The organism is Nostoc sp. CCY 9925 (genome assembly GCF_963920935.1).
In the GTDB taxonomy this organism is placed as follows: domain Bacteria; phylum Cyanobacteriota; class Cyanobacteriia; order Cyanobacteriales; family Nostocaceae; genus Nostoc.
Map to the genome: position 1 here is coordinate 24878 of NZ_CAWUDO010000068.1, position 21401 is coordinate 46278.

The 21401-nt window shown below is 42.4% G+C and carries 17 protein-coding genes and 1 pseudogene; 10 read left to right on the plus strand and 8 right to left on the minus strand.

Going from position 1 to position 21401, the window contains the following annotated elements; genetic code table 11:
• Window positions 1-108 precede the first annotated feature (108 nt).
• Together ACM0OY_RS27385 and ACM0OY_RS27390 are read right to left on the minus strand one after the other, a co-directional pair.
• Complete coding sequence (locus ACM0OY_RS27385; protein ID WP_414571938.1) at window positions 109-846, minus strand: Crp/Fnr family transcriptional regulator; 738 nt, start codon at window positions 844-846, stop codon at window positions 109-111.
• A 235-nt stretch (window positions 847-1081) separates the two neighbouring features.
• Window positions 1082-1264: a hypothetical protein gene (locus ACM0OY_RS27390; protein WP_414571939.1), complete on the minus strand. Its 183-nt coding sequence runs from the start codon at window positions 1262-1264 to the stop codon at window positions 1082-1084.
• Window positions 1265-1737: 473 nt separating this feature from the next.
• On the opposite strand from ACM0OY_RS27390, the gene ACM0OY_RS27395 reads away from it, so the two are divergent.
• The 3 genes from ACM0OY_RS27395 to ACM0OY_RS27405 all read left to right on the plus strand — a co-directional run bounded on the left by ACM0OY_RS27395 (window position 1738) and on the right by ACM0OY_RS27405 (window position 4894).
• A complete protein-coding gene (locus ACM0OY_RS27395) occupies window positions 1738-2775 on the plus strand; it encodes an NADP(H)-dependent aldo-keto reductase (protein ID WP_414571940.1) in 1038 nt (345 codons plus the stop codon).
• A gap of 207 nt (window positions 2776-2982) precedes the next feature.
• Window positions 2983-4110: an aryl-sulfate sulfotransferase gene (locus ACM0OY_RS27400; RefSeq protein ID WP_414571941.1), complete on the plus strand. Its 1128-nt coding sequence runs from the start codon at window positions 2983-2985 to the stop codon at window positions 4108-4110.
• Window positions 4111-4222: 112 nt separating this feature from the next.
• Window positions 4223-4894 carry a glutathione S-transferase family protein gene (locus ACM0OY_RS27405; RefSeq protein ID WP_414571942.1) on the plus strand — a complete coding sequence of 224 codons (672 nt, stop codon included), beginning with the start codon at window positions 4223-4225 and terminating at the stop codon, window positions 4892-4894.
• A gap of 173 nt (window positions 4895-5067) precedes the next feature.
• Here ACM0OY_RS27405 and ACM0OY_RS27410 read toward each other — a convergent pair whose 3' ends face one another.
• A complete protein-coding gene (locus ACM0OY_RS27410; RefSeq protein ID WP_414571952.1) occupies window positions 5068-5334 on the minus strand; it encodes a hypothetical protein in 267 nt (88 codons plus the stop codon).
• Window positions 5282-5416, minus strand: coding sequence for a hypothetical protein (locus ACM0OY_RS27415; protein WP_414571954.1), 135 nt, complete (start codon window positions 5414-5416; stop codon window positions 5282-5284). Before ACM0OY_RS27415 ends, ACM0OY_RS27410 begins: the two co-directional genes overlap by 53 nt.
• 37 nt (window positions 5417-5453) lie before the next feature.
• On the opposite strand from ACM0OY_RS27415, the pseudogene ACM0OY_RS27420 reads away from it, so the two are divergent.
• Window positions 5454-5546 (plus strand): annotated as a pseudogene (locus ACM0OY_RS27420) (FMN-dependent NADH-azoreductase); the annotation flags it as partial.
• Here ACM0OY_RS27420 and ACM0OY_RS27425 read toward each other — a convergent pair.
• Window positions 5515-5703 (minus strand): hypothetical protein, encoded by a 189-nt coding sequence (locus ACM0OY_RS27425; protein ID WP_414571955.1) that lies wholly within the window; start codon window positions 5701-5703, stop codon window positions 5515-5517. The pseudogene ACM0OY_RS27420 and the gene ACM0OY_RS27425 overlap by 32 nt on opposite strands.
• Window positions 5704-5793: 90 nt before the next feature.
• Window positions 5794-6714 (minus strand): DUF928 domain-containing protein, encoded by a 921-nt coding sequence (locus ACM0OY_RS27430; protein ID WP_414571943.1) that lies wholly within the window; start codon window positions 6712-6714, stop codon window positions 5794-5796.
• Between the two features lie 965 nt (window positions 6715-7679).
• Here ACM0OY_RS27430 and ACM0OY_RS27435 point away from each other — a divergent pair.
• Window positions 7680-10997 (plus strand): aminotransferase class I/II-fold pyridoxal phosphate-dependent enzyme, encoded by a 3318-nt coding sequence (locus ACM0OY_RS27435; RefSeq protein ID WP_414571944.1) that lies wholly within the window; start codon window positions 7680-7682, stop codon window positions 10995-10997.
• 155 nt (window positions 10998-11152) lie between these two features.
• Here the strand turns inward: ACM0OY_RS27435 and ACM0OY_RS27440 are convergent, their stop codons facing one another.
• On the minus strand, window positions 11153-13591 hold the full coding sequence (locus tag ACM0OY_RS27440; RefSeq protein WP_414571945.1) for an endonuclease MutS2: 2439 nt from the start codon (window positions 13589-13591) through the stop codon (window positions 11153-11155).
• Window positions 13592-13898: 307 nt separating this feature from the next.
• Here ACM0OY_RS27440 and ACM0OY_RS27445 point away from each other — a divergent pair, with 307 nt between their 5' ends.
• Complete coding sequence (locus tag ACM0OY_RS27445; protein ID WP_414571946.1) at window positions 13899-14084, plus strand: hypothetical protein; 186 nt, start codon at window positions 13899-13901, stop codon at window positions 14082-14084.
• A gap of 609 nt (window positions 14085-14693) precedes the next feature.
• Here the strand turns inward: ACM0OY_RS27445 and ACM0OY_RS27450 are convergent.
• Entirely contained in the window at window positions 14694-15410 is a 717-nt protein-coding gene (locus tag ACM0OY_RS27450; protein ID WP_414571947.1) for a heme oxygenase (biliverdin-producing), read from the minus strand.
• A gap of 564 nt (window positions 15411-15974) precedes the next feature.
• On the opposite strand from ACM0OY_RS27450, the gene glmM reads away from it, so the two are divergent.
• The 4 genes from glmM to hpsN all read left to right on the plus strand — a co-directional run bounded on the left by glmM (window position 15975) and on the right by hpsN (window position 21265).
• A complete protein-coding gene (gene glmM, locus ACM0OY_RS27455) occupies window positions 15975-17447 on the plus strand; it encodes a phosphoglucosamine mutase (RefSeq protein WP_414571948.1) in 1473 nt (490 codons plus the stop codon).
• Window positions 17448-17664: 217 nt separating this feature from the next.
• Complete coding sequence (locus ACM0OY_RS27460) at window positions 17665-18432, plus strand: glycosyltransferase family A protein (RefSeq protein WP_414571949.1); 768 nt, start codon at window positions 17665-17667, stop codon at window positions 18430-18432.
• A gap of 35 nt (window positions 18433-18467) precedes the next feature.
• A complete protein-coding gene (gene hpsL, locus ACM0OY_RS27465; RefSeq protein ID WP_414571950.1) occupies window positions 18468-20123 on the plus strand; it encodes a hormogonium polysaccharide biosynthesis protein HpsL in 1656 nt (551 codons plus the stop codon).
• 161 nt (window positions 20124-20284) lie between these two features.
• Window positions 20285-21265: a hormogonium polysaccharide biosynthesis glycosyltransferase HpsN gene (hpsN, locus tag ACM0OY_RS27470; RefSeq protein ID WP_414571953.1), complete on the plus strand. Its 981-nt coding sequence runs from the start codon at window positions 20285-20287 to the stop codon at window positions 21263-21265.
• The last annotated feature ends 136 nt before the right edge of the window (window positions 21266-21401 follow it).

A 21401-nucleotide genomic window follows, 5' to 3' on the forward strand; every position in this document is an offset into this window, starting at 1 on the left:
ATCAAAACGCGCTAACTGATAAATGCATTAAAATGCACACATTACTAAAGCCTAAATACAGCAACTAGCAAGTGTCTGTCCGGTTTCAGACATAGAGACATAAAAGCTTTACCCAAAATTGCTTCCAGGTGAATTGTCCAATAATCGAGCAAATTCGTCTCTGATAACTCGATAACACTCACAGGAGGTTTCTTCCATAGCCTCTCGATTCAGGATATTAATATGACCACGGTTGTAGCGGATCATTCCGGCTCGGCTGAGGGTGCTAGCTGCAAGTGTCACACCAGAGCGACGTACACCTAGCATCTGGGCAATAAATTCTTGAGTAAGCTGAAAATCCTCTGTTTGCAAACGGTCAGTGATTGTCAGCAGCCACCTAGCAAGTCGCTCTTCTATTGTATGGAGACGGTTGCAGGCAAGCCCTTGTGTAACTTCGCTATATCTAGTTTGTACGTATTGCAATAGCAGCTTTTGAAGCACTCCACCCCGATTAAACTCGCTTTTAATTACATCTGCATTTATCTGCGTAGCACCATTTGGGATCTGCACCATAGCTGTTGTGGTTGTTGTCTTACCTCCCAAAATTACGGGGATACCCGCCATACCTTCATTGCTTATCAAACCAGCTTCAACTGTTGAGCCATCTTCCATAGTGGTGACTATAGAAACCACTGAATGATGGGGAAAGTAGACATGTGTAATGGGTTCTTTTGGTTCGTAAAGAATTTGGTTAAATGAGAGCGGAACATGCTTCATGTGGGGAACAAGACGCTCATACTCTGAGGCAGGCAGAGCCGCAAGCAGCTTATTTACTGGCGGCTTCGTGATATTACGATCGACTGACATTAAGACTCTCCCTGAGGTAGCTGCCCTTAGAAAAAGCAACTCAAGGCATAAGGAGAGAAATGAAGATCTATTCCTAAAGTCAGAAGGTGTATTTTCTAAAGATAAATCTCTGCTAGATTTTGAAAAATTATAGTGATATTTCTAAGTTAACATAATTAGACTAGCGATTTATACTATCAAAAAACTACAGCCGGAATTCAAAAAACTTGAGACAATTTGCTAAAGTATTTTTGATCTAAAAGTTGACAGGAAAGCAACACAAATTAGGAAAAAAAGTATAGGCTAAATGGCGCTTGGCTGCATCGTTATATTGGCTTGGTACTTCAACCAGACTACTACAGATATGAGCATCGTTGGAAGCGATCGCAGCAAAAACTTCCTGGTTATGCAAGTTATTAAAATCGTGAGTCTTTATCATTGTGTGGATTGTTATGTACAAACTCTTGTGTCCCTACCACATGTATATAATTTGCCCTCTACTCTCCCTCCCCTCTACCTCTTTTTGACACCAATGCACATCTGTGCATCCCTATACTGTGTATTCCACATCATTAAAATTGACTAGAAATGCACTATTAGCAAGCATCTGGCCGCTTGCAGATCTAGAAACTTAAAAGCAGCATCCCTTGTATGAACAATTATTAAGACTTAATTCTAGAAGAATCTTAAGACTTTCTGATATACTACGGTAAGTCAGTCAGTTTACCGTAATTTATGTATAAAGATTTTGTTGAGAGTTTTATATTGGCTTATTACCAAACTAGTGTTGTTTTGAGGCAAAAGAGTTGTATGGCAAAAACTCCATGAGAAACATCTACTCAAAATGAGTGTAATGCAAACTTTACAATCTTTCGAGTCTAAGAATTTCCGTTTATTTTTTAGCGGACAAATATGAAGTATAACCAACTTGGCAACAGTGACCTAAAAGTTTCTGAAATTTGTCTGGGCACAATGACCTATGGGCAGCAAAATACCATTGAAGAAGCCCATCAGCAACTGGATTATTCTATTGGTCAAGGAATCAATTTTATTGATGCAGCTGAGATGTATCCAGTACCTACAAGTGCCGAAACTTATGGATTAACTGAAACTTACATCGGCGAATGGTTAAAGCATCAACAAAGAGATAAACTTATCATCGCTACTAAAATTGCGGGACCTGGTAGAGGCTTTAAATGGGTGCGTAATGGAGCCAAAGCAATTGACCGTGATAATATTAAACAAGCTGTAGATGATAGCCTCAAAAGATTACAAACAGACTATATAGATTTGTACCAAATTCACTGGCCAGATCGCTACGTCCCACGGTTTGGACAAACGGTTTTCGATCCAACTCAAGTAAGCGAAACAGTTTCTATCGCTGAACAGCTAGAAGTTTTTCGCGATGTCATCAAAGCAGGTAAAATTCGCTATATTGGTTTGAGTAATGAAACTCCCTGGGGAGTCACCCAGTTTAGTAACATTGCTAAACAGTTAGGATTACCCAAAATTGTTTCGATTCAAAATGCCTACAATTTACTCAATCGAGTATTTGACGGAGCCTTAGCAGAAGCAGTTTATTACGAAGAAATTGGCTTACTAGCTTATAGTCCTTTGGGATTTGGCTTCTTAACAGGTAAATATTTAAATGGCAAACCAGAGAAAGCAAGAGTGACTTTGTTTGAAAATTTTGGTCAGCGGTATCTCAAACCAAAAGTAAGCGAAGCAGTAAAAGCTTATGTAGAAATTGCCAAGCGCTATCAACTGAGTCCAGCACATCTAGCTTTAGCATTTGTGCGGAGTCGTTGGTTTGTGGCTAGCACAATTATTGGTGCTACATCAGTTCAACAACTCAAAGAAAATTTGGAAAGTGTGGATGTAGTTCTCCACAAAGACATTTTGGAAGAATTGGATAAGGTTCATGCACAGTCTCCCAACCCAGCGCCCTAGGAGTGGGAGGATGAGGGGTAGGGAGCAGGGGAGTAGAGGGGCGAATAATAAACTTCTCACTCAACAGCCAACAGTCATCAACTAGAAATTTAGCAGGTAGGATATGACTGAAACAGACTCATGATACAAGCCCCTACCTACATTTATTTATGGGGATTATTAATTTTGAATTTTGAATTTTGAATTTTGAATTTGGAGCAAAGCGACGTGACTTTTACAGCAACATTGGTTGACCAAAATACTATCCGTCGTCGGGGTACTGGTTTAAAGGCTTACAATCCGGAAAAAGTCTTCAGAGGATATACTCTTTTTACGCCTCTGACGGGTCAAGGTGAAGTTTACCTTTTGAATCTGGAAGGAGAAGTAGTACACCAGTGGAATCTGCCATATGCACCAGGGTTATATGGTTATCTGTTGCCTAATGGCAATCTGTTTTATAACGGTAAGACTCCACCAGAAGAACCACTACGTTTTGCTTTGTGGGCTGCATTCAAAAGTGGCGTTGTATTAGAAGCAGATCCTAAGGGGAATATTATCTGGGAATATAAGCATCCAGACCACCATCACGATGGACGTAGGCTAGCCAATGGCAACACAATTATCCTAGCCATTGAAAAAATACCCCAGTCTTTGGTTTCCCGCATCAAAGGCGGCGTACCAGGTACAGAACCGAATGGTGATATTTATGCTGATGTGCTTTATGAAGTGACTCCAGCAGCTGAAATCGTTTGGACTTGGCACGCCTGGGAACATCTCGATCCAGATATATTTACGATTACTCCCCAGGATCATCGACACGAATGGACTCATGGAAATACTGTCGGTGAACTCGCCGACGGCAACATTATTGTCAGCTTTCGTAATATATCTACAGTTGTCATTATCGATCGCCAAACCGGAGAAATCATCTGGACGCTAGGAGATGACGTACTAGCACAGCAGCATTTCCCCAACGAACTAGCTAACGGCAATATCCTGATTTTCGACAATGGCGCACATCGCCGTCACATCGCTCTCAATTTCTCCCGTGTGATTGAAGTCAACCGTCAAACAAAAGAGATAGTTTGGGAATATACCGATAGCCCTCCCCAAAATTTCTTTAGTTCCTACATATCAGGAGCGCAACGTTTGGCCAATGGCAATACCTTAATTACAGAAGGTGCTTATGGGCGGATATTCGAGGTGACAACTACAGGAGAAATTGTCTGGGAATATGTCAACCCCCACTTTGCAGTTCGGAATATTCCAGGTGAGAAATCGCCGGTAACTCGTGGCGAGCAGAATACAGTTTTCCGCGCCTTCCGTTATGCACCGGAAGAAATACCCTGGCTTTAAGGGTACTGGGGACTGGGTTAGGAAACCTCTTCCCTAGTCTCCAATCCCTAGTCCCCATTCACCAGTCCCCAATCCCAGTCCTCAGTAGTCCTAATTTTCAAAGGAATTTAAAATGGCTGAAATCAAACTATACAGTGCAGTTGTTTGTCCTTATGCTCACCGTACCCGCTTAGTACTTCAAGAGAAAGGCATTGACTTCGATTTGATTGAGATTGATTTGCAGAATCCACCGGAGGGCTTTAGGAAAGTTTCTCCTTATGGTAAAGTCCCAGCAATCACTCATAATAATGAGCGAGTTTGGGAGTCAGCAATCATTAACGAATATCTAGATGAGGTGTTTCCTAATCCACCTCTGTTACCCAGCAATCCTATTGCTAGGGCGCAGGCTCGCATCTGGATCGATTTTGCTAATACCAGGTTTGTTTCTGCTTTTTCTAACCTTCTGCGAAGTTCAGATGTCCAAAAACAAGAAGAAGCTAAGCAGGAACTATACAAACACTTGGAGTTTATTGAAAACGAAGGTCTAGGAAAGCTATCTGGGGAAGGCCCCTACTGGTTTGGTGAATCCATCAGTTTGGTTGATTTGACCTATTTCCCTTGGTTTGAACGCTGGGCTGCACTCAAAGAGTATCGTGGCTTTAGTATACCCGCTGAATTCACGCGTCTGAAACAATGGAAGCACGCCCTGAAGGAGCGTGATTCTGTAAAAGCGATCGCTAACTCCAAAGAATTTTACATCGAGCGATATGCTAAATTCGCTGCACCTACTCCTGTTGGTGTTTAATCAATAAGGTTTCGCACTGTTCAGATCCCCGACTTCTTAAAGAAATCGGGGATCTAACTTTTCACGCAATCAAATAGAGTCCAATACTTGTCGGGTTTTGGGGAAAAGGGGAAGGGGAAAGGGGGAAAGAAAAAACCTTTAACCTTTACCCGGTTGGTGAGCTTGTCGAACCATTAACCTTTTCCCCAAATCCAATGCCGAGTTAAAAATGCACAAAGCGAGCAGTATTGAAATAGAGTCTTATTGATTCGTGAAAAAAATTCAGTATAGCCGTACTCACACAGGTTAGGACATTTTGAAAGCATGGAAGCTAGGAATAGTAATACTTTTACCTCCTGCCTCCTGCCTTCTGCCTTCTGCCATATACCTGTAAGTTGCCGAAACTGTTTACTCAAATGGCTGTGGCTGTTGAAGCCGCACACCAAGGCAATTTCGATAATCGAGCGATCGCTTTTTTTCAACAACTGCTTTGCGCGTTCTACTCGTTGCTGGAGCAGATTCAGATAGTTGGGTATGGGTCATTTATCTAAGCTCGAATGGTGATTGAGCAAAAAGAACTATGACACATCTATTGCATATCGATTCTAGTCCTCGTGGCGATCGCTCGCACTCTCGCAGACTTACAAAAGAATTCGTTGCAGCTTGGCTGAATCGATCGCCAAGGCTCGTGCCAAAATCACCGAGTTAGTTGCAGCATAGACGTTTAATACCATTTCTTTGTGAGGCTGCGCCAAATCGCAGGTGTCGCAGTAGATGATGGGAATTGGTAGCCCCCAATAGCATTGGCGGGAAATTAAGAAATCTCGCAAACGATATTGTACGGTGCGATCGCCTAAACTTTGCGAGGTTAAAAAAACTCGGCTTTGATATCAAAGCCGGGTTTTTAAATAATTGTTAATTTATCTTTGGGCAGTACAACAGGGCAATAGTGGCTTATTTACAACATCTTTAATGTCTACAGAATTTAATAAATCTTCCCAGTATTTCTGGACTTCGGGATCGTTTGGACGCTGACGGCGTAAATTAGCTAAGGTTCTTAAAGAGTCTTCCCAAAATCCAGCTGTGGCAAACAAAACTGCACGATCCAAATCTGTGTTTGGTTCTTTGAGTTGCAGGACTAGATTTTCATCCTGCGATCGCACTATCTTACCATCTGTATATGAATCTTTATCGCGGTCAGCAAGATTGCAAATCATTGAAAAAGTCCAACTATATTCTTTGCCGATTTGTAGAGATGATTTATTAGTAGGTACAGTTATACTAACGATACCATCCTGTCTACTCGGTTTAAAAGTTTCCTTATACAATGGGTCAATGCTGTCATCATCCTGCAAAACAAATTCTAGTGCTTCTATTTTTGTAGAAGTTTGAGGAATATAGAAATAAAATGTAGGATGTTCTGCCGTGGTTCGTTGAGCTTCTTTATCTGTTGGTGTCAGAGGAATGATAGATTGTCCAGTTTGAACGCAACTTCCTCGGGTTCCTGCTGACCTGACTCTACCGGGTTTACCAGGAACAAAGGCAATACGATTTCTACCGCTGCCACGTTGAATATAACCTGTAACATTTCTAATTGCAGCAGTAGCATATTTATCTCCAGGACGTAAGCGTTCTGCTTGCTGAAAATATCCTAAAGCTTTTCGATAATTTCTTCGTTTGGTTTCGTTATAACCAAGTTGCATGTATTGGGTATAAGCTGCTCTATTTTGTGCCACTTGGTAAACTGACTCTGTTGCTAAAACCTGAGTCATGGTGAGAGGCTCTAGAGAGAGAAATGCTAACGCGGCAAGCAGATAACTTGCCCAAAATTTATGTTTCATTATATCCATGTCCACTTGTAGTACATTTTTGGAGCTATATAATACACTAGCTTAAGCTTGACAGTGACGAGGCTTTATGTGTGCTACTTTGTGGTCAGGTTAAAGTAGCTTTGTGAACGAATTTTAGATTTTAAATTGGTCCTAATTGGCAATAGAGCGCGGGAAAGAAGCCTCGTCGGCTGCGCTGGGTTTTCGCCTCTGCTATAGACCTGCCTTGAAAATAGGGACTGGGGAAGAAATATTTTCATTCCTTCGTTGTGCTCGCGTAGCGTGCGCTTTGCGCTCACCGTGTTCATGGAGTCTCTTGCATAAATCAAAAATAAAGAACCCCACCCCGCATTTGAAGACAGTAAACGCTTCCCTCCCCGCAAGGCTACGATGTACACACAAGTCCCAAAGAGTAGTCTGTCAAGGAATAATTGACGAGTACATTCTTTGTAGAGACGGCGATTTATCGCGTCTTGTGAACGTGTTGGTCTATCAGACGCGATAAATCGCGTCTCTACATGAGGGCTTTCTCGCTAATCCCAAGTGTATTAGGATAAAACTGAATCAGACTTGTGTGTACACCGTAGCCCCGCTTGCTCTTAGGGGTTGGGGGTGGGGTGTTAGGGACTTTTGCAAGAGGTCTTATGATGGTATCCAAAAGTGCGTAGAGAGCTAGGCTTTTTGTCGCCAGACATCGCTTCATCGATATTAGACTTCTTGCACAAGTGGGTAAAAGAACAGAATTTTCCTTTGCTCTTTTCCCCTTAAGCTAGACAAAGTATATGTATAATTTTTGATTTAAAATCACTGTTATCTAATACTATTCAATAAGCGATCGCCAAAATTGTGAACAAAAATTGAGCGGTGTTTGGGATTGCCAAAAATCAAACGAAAATTGCAACCAATAGTAAAATTCAAGCTGTTGAGTGTAAAAATTTATTTTTTGTTGACACCCAGTTATTAAAGTGACGATCGCGATGGAAAACTTCCAAACTAAATCTCATCTCTTTGGGCAGGAAAGAACACTGATAAATTTGCTACACCAACGGGTGAAAAATCAACCGCATCAGGAAGCTTATATCTTTCTTCAAGATGGTGAAATAGAAACTCAGCGTCTAACTTACCAGGAGTTGGAATATCAAGTAAAGGCGATCGCAGCTCATCTCCAATCTCTCTGCTCACCAGGAGATAGAGCTTTGCTGCTTTATCCTCCTGGATTAGACTTTATCGCGGGTTTCTTTGCTTGTCTCTACACCGGAATTATTGCTGTACCCGCCTATCCACCCAAACGCAATCAAAAACTATCTCGATTGCAAGCGATTATTCGAGATGCTGAAGCTACCTTGTTATTAACCACCGCAGATATGTTCCAATTTATTGAGCAATATGGAACAAACGAACCGACATTTAAACACTTGCATTGGGTTTTAACCGATGAAATAGTAACCTCTGCGGATGACTTCAGCCCTGTAACGGTGCAACCCAATACCCTAGCATTGCTACAGTACACCTCTGGTTCAACTGGTAGTCCTAAGGGAGTAATGGTTTCACACAGCAATTTGCTCCACAACTGTACTGCCATTCTGCAATTCTTAGAAAAAACCCCTGATGTTCCTGATGTTGGATTTTCTTGGTTACCGCCCTACCACGATATGGGATTAATCGGATGCATTCTGCAACCTGTGTCTGGGGGATTTCCTTTAATGTTCATGCCACCGATGGCATTTTTACAAAAGCCGATACGTTGGCTCAAGGCAATCTCAACTTACAAAGTAACTGTAAGTGCAGGGCCTAACTTTGCCTACGATCTGTGCGTGCAGAATATGAGGCCAGAGGAATTAGAAAATCTGGATTTGAGTAGTTGGCAACTTGCCCTTAATGGTGCCGAACCGATTCGAGCCGAAACACTAGAGTCCTTTACCAAGAAATTTTCGCCTTACGGATTTCGCCCCAGTAGCTTTCAAACTTGCTATGGAATGGCAGAGACAACGTTGTTAGTTACTGGAGTCAAGAAAGCTGAAGTACCAAGGATCAAGGTTTGCGATACCAAGGCTTTAGAGCAAAACCAAGTGGTTAGCGACAATACAACCAAAAACGACAGAAAACTAGTTAGTTGCGGTCATCCCTGGTTAAATCAAACAGTGGCGATCGTCAATCCAGTTTCCTTAACTAAGTGTGAAGTAGGGCACGTAGGAGAAATCTGGGTTGCTGGTGAGAGTGTAGCCCAGGGATATTGGAATCAAGCCAAGGAAACTGAGAAAACATTTCATGCCTATCTAGCTGATACGGGAGAGGGGCCGTTTTTGCGAACCGGAGATTTAGGGTTTTGGGAGGATGAAGCAGGGTTGTTTGTCACAGGTCGTCTGAAGGATTTGTTGGTGATCCGAGGACGGAATCATTACCCTCAGGACATAGAACAAACAGTAGAAGCCAGTCACCAAGCGTTAGGCTTTCACAGTAGTGCAGCCTTTAGTGTTGAGATGGATGGAAGCGATGTCTACGACGGGCTACGCCTACGCCTGATTGTTGTTTGTGAAGTCAAGCGAACTTATCTGCGAAATTTGGATGCCAAAGAAGTTGTCAAAACGATTCGGCAATCTGTTTTGCAAGAACATGACCTACACGTTTATCGAGTCTTGTTACTCAAACCCGGCACTCTCCCTAAAACCTCTAGTGGCAAGATTCAACGCTTTGCCTGTCGTGAGAATTTTCTGGCAGGTAATTTGTCGTTTGTCAATTCCGAATCGACAGATATTCCTCAACCTATTCACCTAAACAAGTTTGCCCAGCAGTATAGTGTCGAGTCAATTCAAAATTGGATATCCCAATGGTTAGCTGCAAAATTGAATATTCCGATGCAATACATTGACCAAAAAGAATCTTTGGAAACCTATGGTTTGGATTCTCTGCAAGTAGCAAAATTTATTCAAGAGCTGGAGGCTTGGTCAGGGTATTTACTGAATATTTCTACATTGCAAACATTTGGAGCGATCGCCACTTTAGCAGAATATTTAGCTAAAGAACTCACCAACCACAACCAACAGCCTTTAACTCAAATTCCGCCAGAATATTATCAATTTGATTCCTTTCCAGAATACACACAACTCCAGCAAAGGTTAACCCACATTGAAACTCTAGAAATTCCCAATCCTTATTTTCAAATGCAGGAATCCCTAACTAGAGATTGTACTCAAATTCAGGGACGCACCCTGATTAATTTTTCAACTTACAATTATTTGGGTTTGTCAGGAGATCCGGTAGTTTCCGCAGCAGCTAAAGATGCGATCGATCGCTACGGTACATCCGTCGGTGCTAGCCGTTTGGCATCCGGCGAACGTCTTCTACATCGAGAATTAGAACAAGAAATTGCAGATTTTATTGGCACAGAAGACTGCATTGTTTATGTCAGCGGTCATGCAACTAACGTTACTACCATTGGACATTTGTTCAATTCCCAGGATTTAATTTTTTACGATGCCCTCAGTCACAATAGTATTTTGCAAGGTTGTGCTTTATCTGGTGCCAAAGCCATACCTTTTCCTCATAACAATTGGCAAGCTTTAGATGAGATGCTGCAAGACCAGCGTCAACATTATCGCCGAGTTCTGATTGTTATTGAAGGCATTTACAGTATGGATGGCGATATCCCGGACTTATCACGGTTTATTGAACTCAAGCAACGACACAAAGCTTTACTCATGGTAGACGAGGCCCATTCCATCGGTGTACTGGGCGAACAAGGACGCGGTATTGCCGAGTTTTTTGGCGTGCAGCCAGCCGATGTAGACTTGTGGATGGGAACACTCAGTAAAGCTTTTGCCAGTTGTGGGGGATATATTGCTGGGTCTGTTGCCTTGGTAAGTTATTTAAAATACACCGTCCCTGGTTTTGTTTACAGTGTGGGATTATCCCCGGCAAATACCGCCGCCGCCTTAGCAGCCTTGCGTTTGCTCAAGGCTCAACCCACACGAGTGAAAATATTACAACAGCGATCGCAGTACTTTTTAAAACTGGCTAAAAGTAAGGGTTGGAATACAGCCACAAGCCAAAATTCTCCAATTATTCCCATTGTCGTGGGGAATTCCTTAACCTGTATTCAGCTGTCTCATGTTCTGTTTCAAGCAGGTATCAACGTTCAACCAATGATTTATCCAGCCGTGGCTAATCATGCTGCACGCCTGCGATTTTTTATTAGTTGTCTGCATACCGAAGAACAGATTAACACAGCGATCGCAGCCTTAGCGGCGGCATTTACCCAAGTACCCCATAGAATAGACGCTACTGACGACGTATGAACAATCGGGTTGCTGTCGCTACTCAAAACAATTTTTGCTGGCGATGGGCAGTAGGGAGGCAGGGGGCTGAGCGGAGCCGTTGGCGCAGCCTCTCGTAGAGAAGCAAGTCGAAGTAGCTTGTCGAAGTGTCCCCAGTCCCTATTTTCAAGACATGTTCAATTTATATGGGCGACGGTAACACCACTACCGCCATCTGCTTGTTCTGCGGCTTCGTAGTTATTAACTCTGGGATGCTGGTGCAAAAAGGCGTGGACGCCTTGTCGCAATTTACCAGTTCCGTGTCCGTGAATAATCCATAGTGGGCCTGTAGCTTCCGAAATGGCTTTATCAAGAATCAATTCGGCATCAGCTACCCGCTTACCACGCAAATCAACGGTATTTCGCGAGGTGCGAATTGCTGGGACATTTTGCGGTGGTGGTGTGACTGCGGCTGGGGCTGGTTTAGGTTTGACGACTGGTTCGGCTTTTTGCCCATCTAAAGATTCTACATCTTCCAACTTCACAGTCATTTTCATTAGCCCAAACCGAACGCTTAACTCGCCATCTGCGTCAGGTGCAGTTAATACTTCTGCTGTCTGCCCCAGTTTAGGAACACGGATGCGATCGCCTACTTTCGGCATAAACCCAGGTTTTGGTTTGGCTGGGGTTGCTGGCTGATATTGCTGGGCAATTTCATTTAAAGCCTTAGTTGCTTGCTGGGCGTCTTGGGCTGTGGGCGTACCTTGTTGCAAGCGGCGGATCACTTGGGCAATTTCAGTTTTTGCCTGGGCGATCGCTTGTTGTACTGCTACTTCCTGTGAAGCCCGCAAAGCAGTTTCCCTGTCTTCCAAGGCTGTAGCTTTGGCGGATACTTGTTTGTATAAACGTTCGGCTTGCTGCAACAAACTTTGAGCTTCCGCAGCTTTGGTTTCTTGGCGGCGGCGTTGCGCTTCTAAACCAGCAATTACCTGATTAACTTCATCTGTTGCTTCTCCGACTTGAGTTTTCGCTTGTTCTACCACTTCTGGTTTCAATCCCAAGCGCAGGGCAATTGTCAAGGCATTAGAACGCCCAGGTATCCCCCACAGCAGACGGTAAGTAGGCGAGAGAGTGCTTTCATCAAATTCTACAGAGGCATTTTCAAACCGTTCATCTTCATATTTCAGGGCTTTGAGTTCGCCAAAGTGAGTGGTGGCGATGGTTAACTGTGCATGATTAGCAAGATATTGCAACAAAGCGATCGCTAGGGCGCTACCCTCGACTGGATCGGTGCCTGCGCCGACTTCATCGAGTAAAACTAGAGATTGTGAATTGGGAATTGGGGATTGGGGATTAGGAATTTCTTCATTCCCAGTCCCCAGTCCCCAGTCCCCAGCGTCCAATGCTTCCAAAATCCGACTAATCCGCCGGATATGCCCAGAGAATGTAGATAAACTTTGCTGTAAGGATTGTTCATCACCAATATCTGCTAGCACTTGGTCAAACCAAGGAATTTCTACTGGTTCGCGGGCAGGGACAAATAAACCCACTTTGCCCATCAATACTGCTAACCCTAGAGTTTTTAAGGTTACAGTTTTACCGCCTGTATTTGGCCCGGTAATCGTCACTACCCGAATATGGGGACTGATGAGTAAATCCACGGGAACCACTGGTTGCCCTTGTTCGTGCTGTTGCTGCCACACTAACAGAGGATGCCGCAAGTTCCGCAAAGTAATCATTTCGTTTTCTTGCGGCTGGATGAATCGCGGGGGATTAGCTCCTAGCCAGTAACTATACCGCGATCTAGCGGTTGCTAAATCCAATGTGGTGACAATTGCTAACAACCTTTCCAAATCTGGTTTGACTGCGGCTACTTGTTCTGTCAAAGCACGGCGAATTGCTTCTTCTTCGGCTTGCTCTCTTCTGATGATTTGCCGCAGTTGGTTGCCCAAAGGGACGATGGAATTCGGTTCGATGTAGAGCGTCGCACCGCTAGTAGAGGTGTCGTGAACAATACCAGGAATGGCGTCTTTTTGGGGTGCTTTGACGGGGATGACAAAGCGATCGCTCCGTTGAGTAATAATCTGTTCCTGAACTGCCCCGGATTTGGCCTGTATGATATTTTGCAATTTTTGGGTAATTTGCGTGCGTAATCGCCGCAAATCTGTGCGAATTTCGCCGAGTTTTTGACTGGCGCGGTCGGTTACCTGTCCGCGTTCGTCAATACAGCGGTGAATTTCCTGTTCTAGTTCTGGGTAAGTCCGTAAATCGGCAACCAAATCAGTGAGTATTGGCAAATCTTCCTGATTGTCGATGACACGGCGCAAATTTCTGGCACCAGCCAGAGTGGTGGCGATCGCTAAGAGTTCATCTCCTGTCAAAATTCCGCTGCGTTCTGCCCGTTCTAGGGAATCACCAATATCTTGAATTCCCTCAAATGACAGTCCTGTAGTCAGGCGACTTTCCAGTTGATAGATTTCTTTGGTTTGCTTTAACAACTGTTCGCTTTCTGCCTGAAAATCGGGTATTTTCAGATGACGCGTGGCTATTACCCCCAGTTTAGTCGCCGCAAAGGTGGAAAGGTGCTGGCACACACGATGCCATTCTAATAGTTCTAAGGTTTCAGATTGGATCAAGGCTTCAACGTCTAATCTGAAACTATCGTAACAATTCTAGCTCCTTGATGGGTAAACCTTAAAGGATAAAATACAGATTTTTACTGAGTTTGATTCATCTCGGGTGGTATATCGCCCGTCAGTTGCTTTCAATAGGTAGCAGTATAGCTCAGTATATAACTACCCTGCTCTGCGTACTGAGGCAGAATTTTGAAGTTTTTTACATACTTTTGCCTAATTTCTTCAGTACTGGAAGTTTCACTGATTACCATCTTAAATACTGTGATTAAGCTTGGTTTGAATCTTGACTTAGTGGTGCTGAAATTCTATGGGAAGCTGGAAAATATTGCCTTTGCTGTTGGGTTTAGGTTTGGCGTTGGCTCCTCAAATTAGTGTGGCACAAACGGTGGAAGAGTTGGAGCAACAAGCCTCATCTGCCGAGGAAGTAAAAAATTATGAAGAAGCCGCTAATATTTGGCGGAGTTTGATTCAACGCGATCGCAATAACAGCTAATATCGTGTCCCGTTAAAGACTTATCATTTAGACCGCAGGGGACAGCTACGATGTACACACAAGTCTGATTCAGTTTTATCCTAATACACTTGGGATTAGCGAGAAAGCCCTCATGTAGAGACGCGATTTATCGCGTCTGATAGACCAACACGTTCACAAGACGCGATAAATCGCCGTCTCTACAGAGAATCTACTCGTCAATTATTCCTTGACAGACTACTCTTTCCGACTTGTGTGTACACCGTAACCTTGCGGGGAGGGGGTTGGGGGTGGGGTTCTTGTATCTCACCAGACCGGAAAACGCGATATAACAGTCAACACTTCCTTTTATTCATAATTTAGGGGCAATCTCCCCATGCTTGCTTTCACTAATAAAAAGCATTCACAGGGCTATTGCCCCTAAATATTTTGAGCGTTTTGGCGCTCACTATTTCCCCACAAACAGCTATGAATTATTTTTCATCAAGCTATCTGGAATAATAACTCCACACTCCACACTCCGCATTTAGCACTCAGCGCTGATTATACCAATTTGAAAAATGATTGACAGTATGGATAGCCAAAAAGCTGATCTATTAACTATTGCACAATCCAAAATCCAAAATGGTATTACTCAGCAGTAGCGAGTTCAGTGCTACCGCGTGCACGACGCCGTGTGAGGCTGTTGTACAACATTACACCGATCGCTTTGATTAAATTGCCTTCCAATTCATTGAACATCTTCATGTTCATCCCAAAGGCGGCGTTAGCTTCATCAACAATGCGATCAGCTGTAGCTTCGTCCAAGGGTAATTCATCCAGATTCTGGCGATATTTGGCTTTGAATGCCTTTTCGTCAGAAATATCTGCAAATTCATAGAAGGCAGTACCTTGCCCATCAGACAAATTCATTGCCGTTACAGCAATATTTTTGAGAATTTGCCCCCCGGATAAGTCACCCAGGTAACGAGTATATGAATGGGCGATTAACAGTTCTGGTTCTGTTGCAGATATTTCCCGAATTCGCTTGACATAAGCTTCACCTGCGGTAGATAGTTGGATTTGCTCTCTCCAGTTCGCACCAAAGTAATAATTCAGGTCTTGCTCTAGGGTTTGCTTGCGGTTTAACTGGGGAAAATAAATTTTAGAAACAATTGGATGCTGGCGGTGCTTTTCCATCTCCTCTTCCATCGCTGAGTAGATGAAGTAGAAGTTAGCAACTAGTTTCCGGTAAGAGTTTTTCTCGACTACTCCTTTTAAAAAGCACTTGACAAAACCTACATTTTCTGCCATTGTGTGGGCTTTTTTAGTGCCTACACGTAATTTGGTTGCTAAATTGCTGCTCATGCTAAATTTCTCAACTTTAAAAATTCAACTGCCGGAGTTTTAACCGACCAACGGCTAAAAAGGCCATTAAAACGTTACCTTAAAACTATTTGATGAGAATTTATATTAAAATTTTTTAAGCTTTATATTTTCGTAGCTTTTTACACAACAAACTTACTAAATGAACAAAAGTTTATATTGCTGGGATTTTAATTTTTTGTTTTTAGCAGCTAGATTATGCTTTCATTCTCAAGTTTACCGGAAAATAACTTACTTTATGCAAGTTATAAATATTACTTAAATCTAAAAAAGACATTAAGTATTAACTAATACATATAAGAGTCCAGACTAAGATAGAGGGCATAAGAAAAAGAATTAGCTAAAATAAGTAAACTTTACTTACTAACGTAAAAACCAATACTGAATTCATGAAATATTTACAATTACAGCCGATTTGTTTAAGTGTTTTTACTTAAAATTAAGTTTATCTAGAGCAAATTTCTCAAGAGAATAAAGAATGCCGAAATTGCTCAATCAAGTTTCAAGTGCTATTTTTCAGTTTGTTGTGTGGAGTGTTTAAATAATATGGTTTCATCTGTAACTCGGACATCAGGTATTGCTGGGAATTCTGCTTCGGAAGCTAATGGATTAGGCAAAAGGATTGAAAGCAGTTTTGTACTGAATTTACTACCACTACCAGCAAATCCGTTATTTGGCACAGATGGTATTCGTGGGCGAGTGGGAGAATTACTGAGTGCGCCCTTAGCATTACAAATTGGTTTTTGGGCGGGTATTGTTTTACGTAACCATGCTACTAGTCTGGGGCCAGTGATTCTGGGACAAGACTCCAGAAACTCCAGCGATATGCTGGCAATGGCTTTGAGTGCAGGGTTAACAGCAGCAGGGTTAGAGGTTTGGTATTTGGGATTATGTCCTACTCCTTGCGTTGCCTATCTCACGAGTATCAGTGATGCCATAGGTGGAGTGATGATTTCTGCAAGTCATAACCCTCCAGAGGATAACGGCATTAAGGTTTTTGCTGCGAATGGTGGGAAGTTACCCCAATTATTGCAAGCAGAAATTGAAGCGGGACTGCGTGGCAAAATTTCAACAGCTGCTACTGAGAGTAATTGCGGAAGGCATTACTCACGTTTCGAGTTAATCAGCCATTATGGCGAGGCCTTGAGAAAACCCTTGCATGGTGACTTCAATCTTGAAGGAATGAAGATTGTTTTAGACTTGGCATGGGGAGCAGCAGTAGGATTAGCACCAACAGTATTTACACAGATGGGTGCAGAGGTTATTTGCTTGCATAACGAAGCAGATGGCGATCGCATTAACGTCAATTGCGGTTCCACCCACTTAGATATTCTGGCAGCAACCGTACAAGAACACAACGCCGACTTAGGCTTTGCCTTTGATGGTGACGCCGATCGCGTCTTAGCAGTAGATAATACAGGCAGGCAAGTTAACGGCGATTACATTCTCTACCTCTGGGGACGCCACCTACAACAAAAACAACAACTGCCAGATAACTTGATAGTATCTACAGTCATGGCTAACTTAGGCTTCGAGAAAGCTTGGAAAGAAATTGGTGGTAACTTGATTCGCACCGCAGTCGGGGACCAATACGTGCAAGCCGAAATGCTGCGGACTGGGGGAATGCTAGGCGGCGAACAATCAGGTCACATACTTTGCCGTCATTATGCCGTAACTGGGGATGGCTTACTAACAGCTTTACACTTAGCAGCTTTGGTAAAAGAAGGTGGCGTTTCCCTGGCAGAATTAGTAGAGCAAAGCTTCCAGACCTATCCTCAATTATTGCGGAACGTGCGAGTTATAGACCGCGATCGCCGTTTAGGATGGAAAGATTGCCAACCCGTACAAAAAGCGATCGCTCTTGCTGAGGCTGCGATGGGTGATTCTGGTAGAATCTTAGTTCGCGCCTCTGGTACAGAACCAGTAATCAGAGTTATGGTGGAAGCTGCCAATGCCGAACTTGCCAACCATTGGACAAATGAATTAGTCTCAAAAGTCCAACAACATTTAATGGACTAAATTAACTAATATCTAGGCTTTTAAAAAACGCCAAATTCGATCGCAACTTCTACAGATAACCAGCCTTGGTTATCTGTAGAAGCTGTGAGATTGTTAGATAGTTTCTGCTTAATTACTTCTCACAAAAATAGGACTATCCTAAATCATTCGTGAAAAAAATCTATTGCCTATTGCCTGTCTCCACACCTAATTTCACAACTCAAATAGGATTGCTATAGTGCTTGTTTTTGTTATTCCACTCAAAAGCGCACAAGTTTCCAATTCCTGGGAGCGTGTTACACAATTGTTTGAAAGATGCATTAAATCAGTTTGTAATCAGACTTCACCTAACTTTCACGTTATTGTTGTTTGTCACGAAAAGCCCAAAATAGAATTCACTCATTCCCAGATTACATACATTACAGTTAAATTTTCCCCTCCAAACGAGACTAACCCTATAGCTAAAGGAGACACAGATAAAGGACGTAAAATATTAAAAGGATTGATTTATGCCCGTCAATTTTCTCCCACTCACACTATGACAGTTGATGCTGACGATTGTGTTAGTAACAATTTAGCAAAATTTATTCAACAACATCCAGATTCTAATGGATGGTTTATCAATAAAGGTTATAAATATCAGGAAGGCAATAATTACATATATCTGAAAAGAAGCAACTTTTATAAAATGTGCGGCACTTGTAACATTATTCGATATGATTTGAATGATTTGCCACAGACCGCAGAATATAATCGTGGCTATGGATACTATAGATATTATATAGACCATGCGAAAGTTAGAGATATTTTAAAAAACAAAGCAAAACCTATTAAATCATTACCATTTCTCGGTGCGGTTTATATTTTGGAAACAGGAGAAAATCTTTTTGATAATTCAAAAAGACTGAGATTTAGCATTTTGAATCGCAAATTATTAAATCAATCAATTAGAGATGAATTCGGATTGTACGACTTACAGCAATCCAAAGAAATTTGTCAACTATAATAAATTCCCTCAGGCTGATAGGCTACAGCATTACTATGCCGAAAATAAAGTCAAAATCCCGTTCATCTAAAAACTCGAAAAAGCAGGCTAAAAAGGAAACTCCTACTCTCAGCCTCAAAGAACAGTTAGCCCAAAAGCGCAAAGCAGCCCAAGCACGTAAAGAACTCACCAGCTTACTTACCACCGCCACCTTTGGCGGTGTCTTCTTGGGTATCGTGCTTTTTTTCGTAGCTGGAATTAAAGCAGCAGTCCCTGGTGTCTTGGGGATAATTGTCATGTCCCTTTCTTACAAATACCCCCGCGAAGCCCTATACGCCTTCATCATTTACGTACCTATTGGCGGTACTATCACTTACTATTTGGGCAATAGCCCCATACTGCAATTAGCTAAAGATGCTTTTTACGTTCCAGCGCTAATTGGACTTTGGCAAACTTGCCGCAAACAAGGGCTACCGATAATTATTCCCGCGGGAATTAAAACTCCACTTTATATTGTTTTGGGTTGTTGTGTATTAACGCTGTTGTTTGTCAATGGTGGACAGCAGTTTAACCCGCCTAGTGTAGGACTTTTACAAAAAGCACCAAAAGAACTACCTTTAGGTATGGGAATTCTAGGACTGAAAGTACTTTTAGGCTATGTGCCTCTCATTGCTTGTGCTTATTATTTAATTCGTGATAAGCGAGATTTTCTATTTTTATCGCGCCTCCAAGTCAGCCTCATACTGATATGCTGTCTGCTGGGATTTATTCAATACTTCTTACTATTCACTGGTATATGTAAAGGCACTAGAGGTCTTGAAGGAAATGCTCTATTTGTCACATCACTAGAAGCCCGGTGTTATTTTGGTGGAGCGCTCTTATATAGTCCTGAAGAAGGGGTAATTCGTCTTCCAGGAACATTTGTAGCCCCTTGGCAGTGGGCATGGTTTTTAATTTCTAGCACCTTTTTTACCTTTGCTACTGGCTTCTCTGACCCCTCGATAATCTGGCGGTTAATCAGCTTAGGTGCTTTAGGTTCAGTATTTATTAATGCTGTCATTTCTGGACAGAGAATTGCTTTAGCTTTAGTACCAACCTGCTTTGGAATTTTGCTATTGCTCACAGGTCAAATTGGCAACCTGAAACGGTTTATTCCCATAGGAGTGGGACTGGCTTTGATTTTGGGAATAGCGATGGTGACTAACCCTGCTGTCGTGCAAGAGAGAACCGCAAGTTTTACTAGTCGTTGGGAAGCTTCACCACCTCAAGATTTTATCGTCCAGCAATTTGAAGAAAACTGGAAAGACGTAGACGGGCCTTTAGGTAGTGGTTTAGGTCGAGCAACTAACTCTGCTCGTACAATGGGTGAAACTAAGCTGGTTGAAACCTATTACCCGAAAGTACTTTATGAAGTTGGAATTCTTGGGGTATTAGCGTTTCTTGGTTTGGTCACTAGTTTAACAATTATTGCCTTCAAAACCTATCGCTCGATAAAAAACCGTAATTTCCGCACTTACGGAGCAGCTTTGTGGGTGTTTATATTGTTTATTAGCTATAACACCTACTACTACCCTTTGGATGTAGATCCGGTTGCTGTCTATTATTGGTTTTTTGCGGGAGCTCTTTTTAAGTTGCCAGAACTGGAAAAACAAGAACGAGAAGATGCCGACCCGAACCACAAGAACAAGAGAAAACGTCTAAAAACAATTTAGCAGTAGCGGGAGTATAAAATATGGTGGGGAGATGAGGGGCAGGGAGCAGAGAGTTAAATAATAATTTCTCACCTGAGGCCGAGCTTTCCTGGCTCCGCTCAACAGTGAACACTCCCAATATCCAATGACTATTAAAACAGTAAAATTACTTAATATAAATGATGAATAATTTCCCTTTAATTACAGTAGTTATTCCGACATACGGTCGGGAAGAACCACTACGGGATAGTATTGTAGATGTCCTAAAACAGGACTATCCGAATTTTGAAGTTTTGGTAGTAGATCAAACCGCAAAACACCAACCAGAAATTCAAGCCTATCTAGAAGAAATGGCGGCAGCAGGTAAAATTAAATGGTTGCGGTTAGATTGGGCGAGTTTGCCAGGGGCGCGGAATTATGCTGTACGGCGCTCATCTGGTGAAATAATATTATTTATTGATGATGATGTTCAGCTAACGCCTGGATTGTTATCAGCCCATGCAAAAAATTATTTGCAAAACCCAGAAGTGGGGGCTGTTGCTGGACGGGTATTTGACAGAATGAAATTGGGTGATTCTGGAGGAGATTTAGAGATTGAGTATTTGCCTCCCGAAGCAATGGACCCAGGAATTGCTTGGTATCATATTGATTTAGTACATACCATCAAACCCCAGCAAGTATTAACAGCAAGGGGTTGCAATATGTCCTTTCGCCGCGAAATTTTTACTAAGCATGGACTGAGTTTTGATGAAAGATTTCGCGGTAGTGCAGTGCGTGAAGAATCAGATTTTTGTTTGCGGGTGCGACAGACGGGATACAAGATTTGGTATGACCCAGAGGCTCATTTGGTGCATTTAGGTGAAGAGACTGGTGGTTGTCATGATATTAGTATGCGATCGCTCAAATATCAACTCACCTTTTACCACAATCATTTCCTGTTGGGGCTGAAAAACCTCACAATTACTCAAGCTTTACGCCTATACGCCCGTTTATTTGACTGTCACGTCTTGGGACGCCCACCTTGTCACAAAAGCGGTTCCCTGATCAAAATTCTTACTCGCGGTATTTTTTACACTTTGGGTTTTTTCAAAGCCTTGGGTACTGTCATCGAATCAGTATGGAATGACGGTCAAATTTACACTCGTTTGGATCAAAAAGTATAAGTACTGGCGATGGGGCATTTGTTAATAACAAATGACTAATGACCAATGACAAAGGATAAATAACAATGAAAATTTTAGTTGCTAAGTAAATGGGCGTGAAAATTTACCGCTATGTAACAAAATATTAACCAGGAAA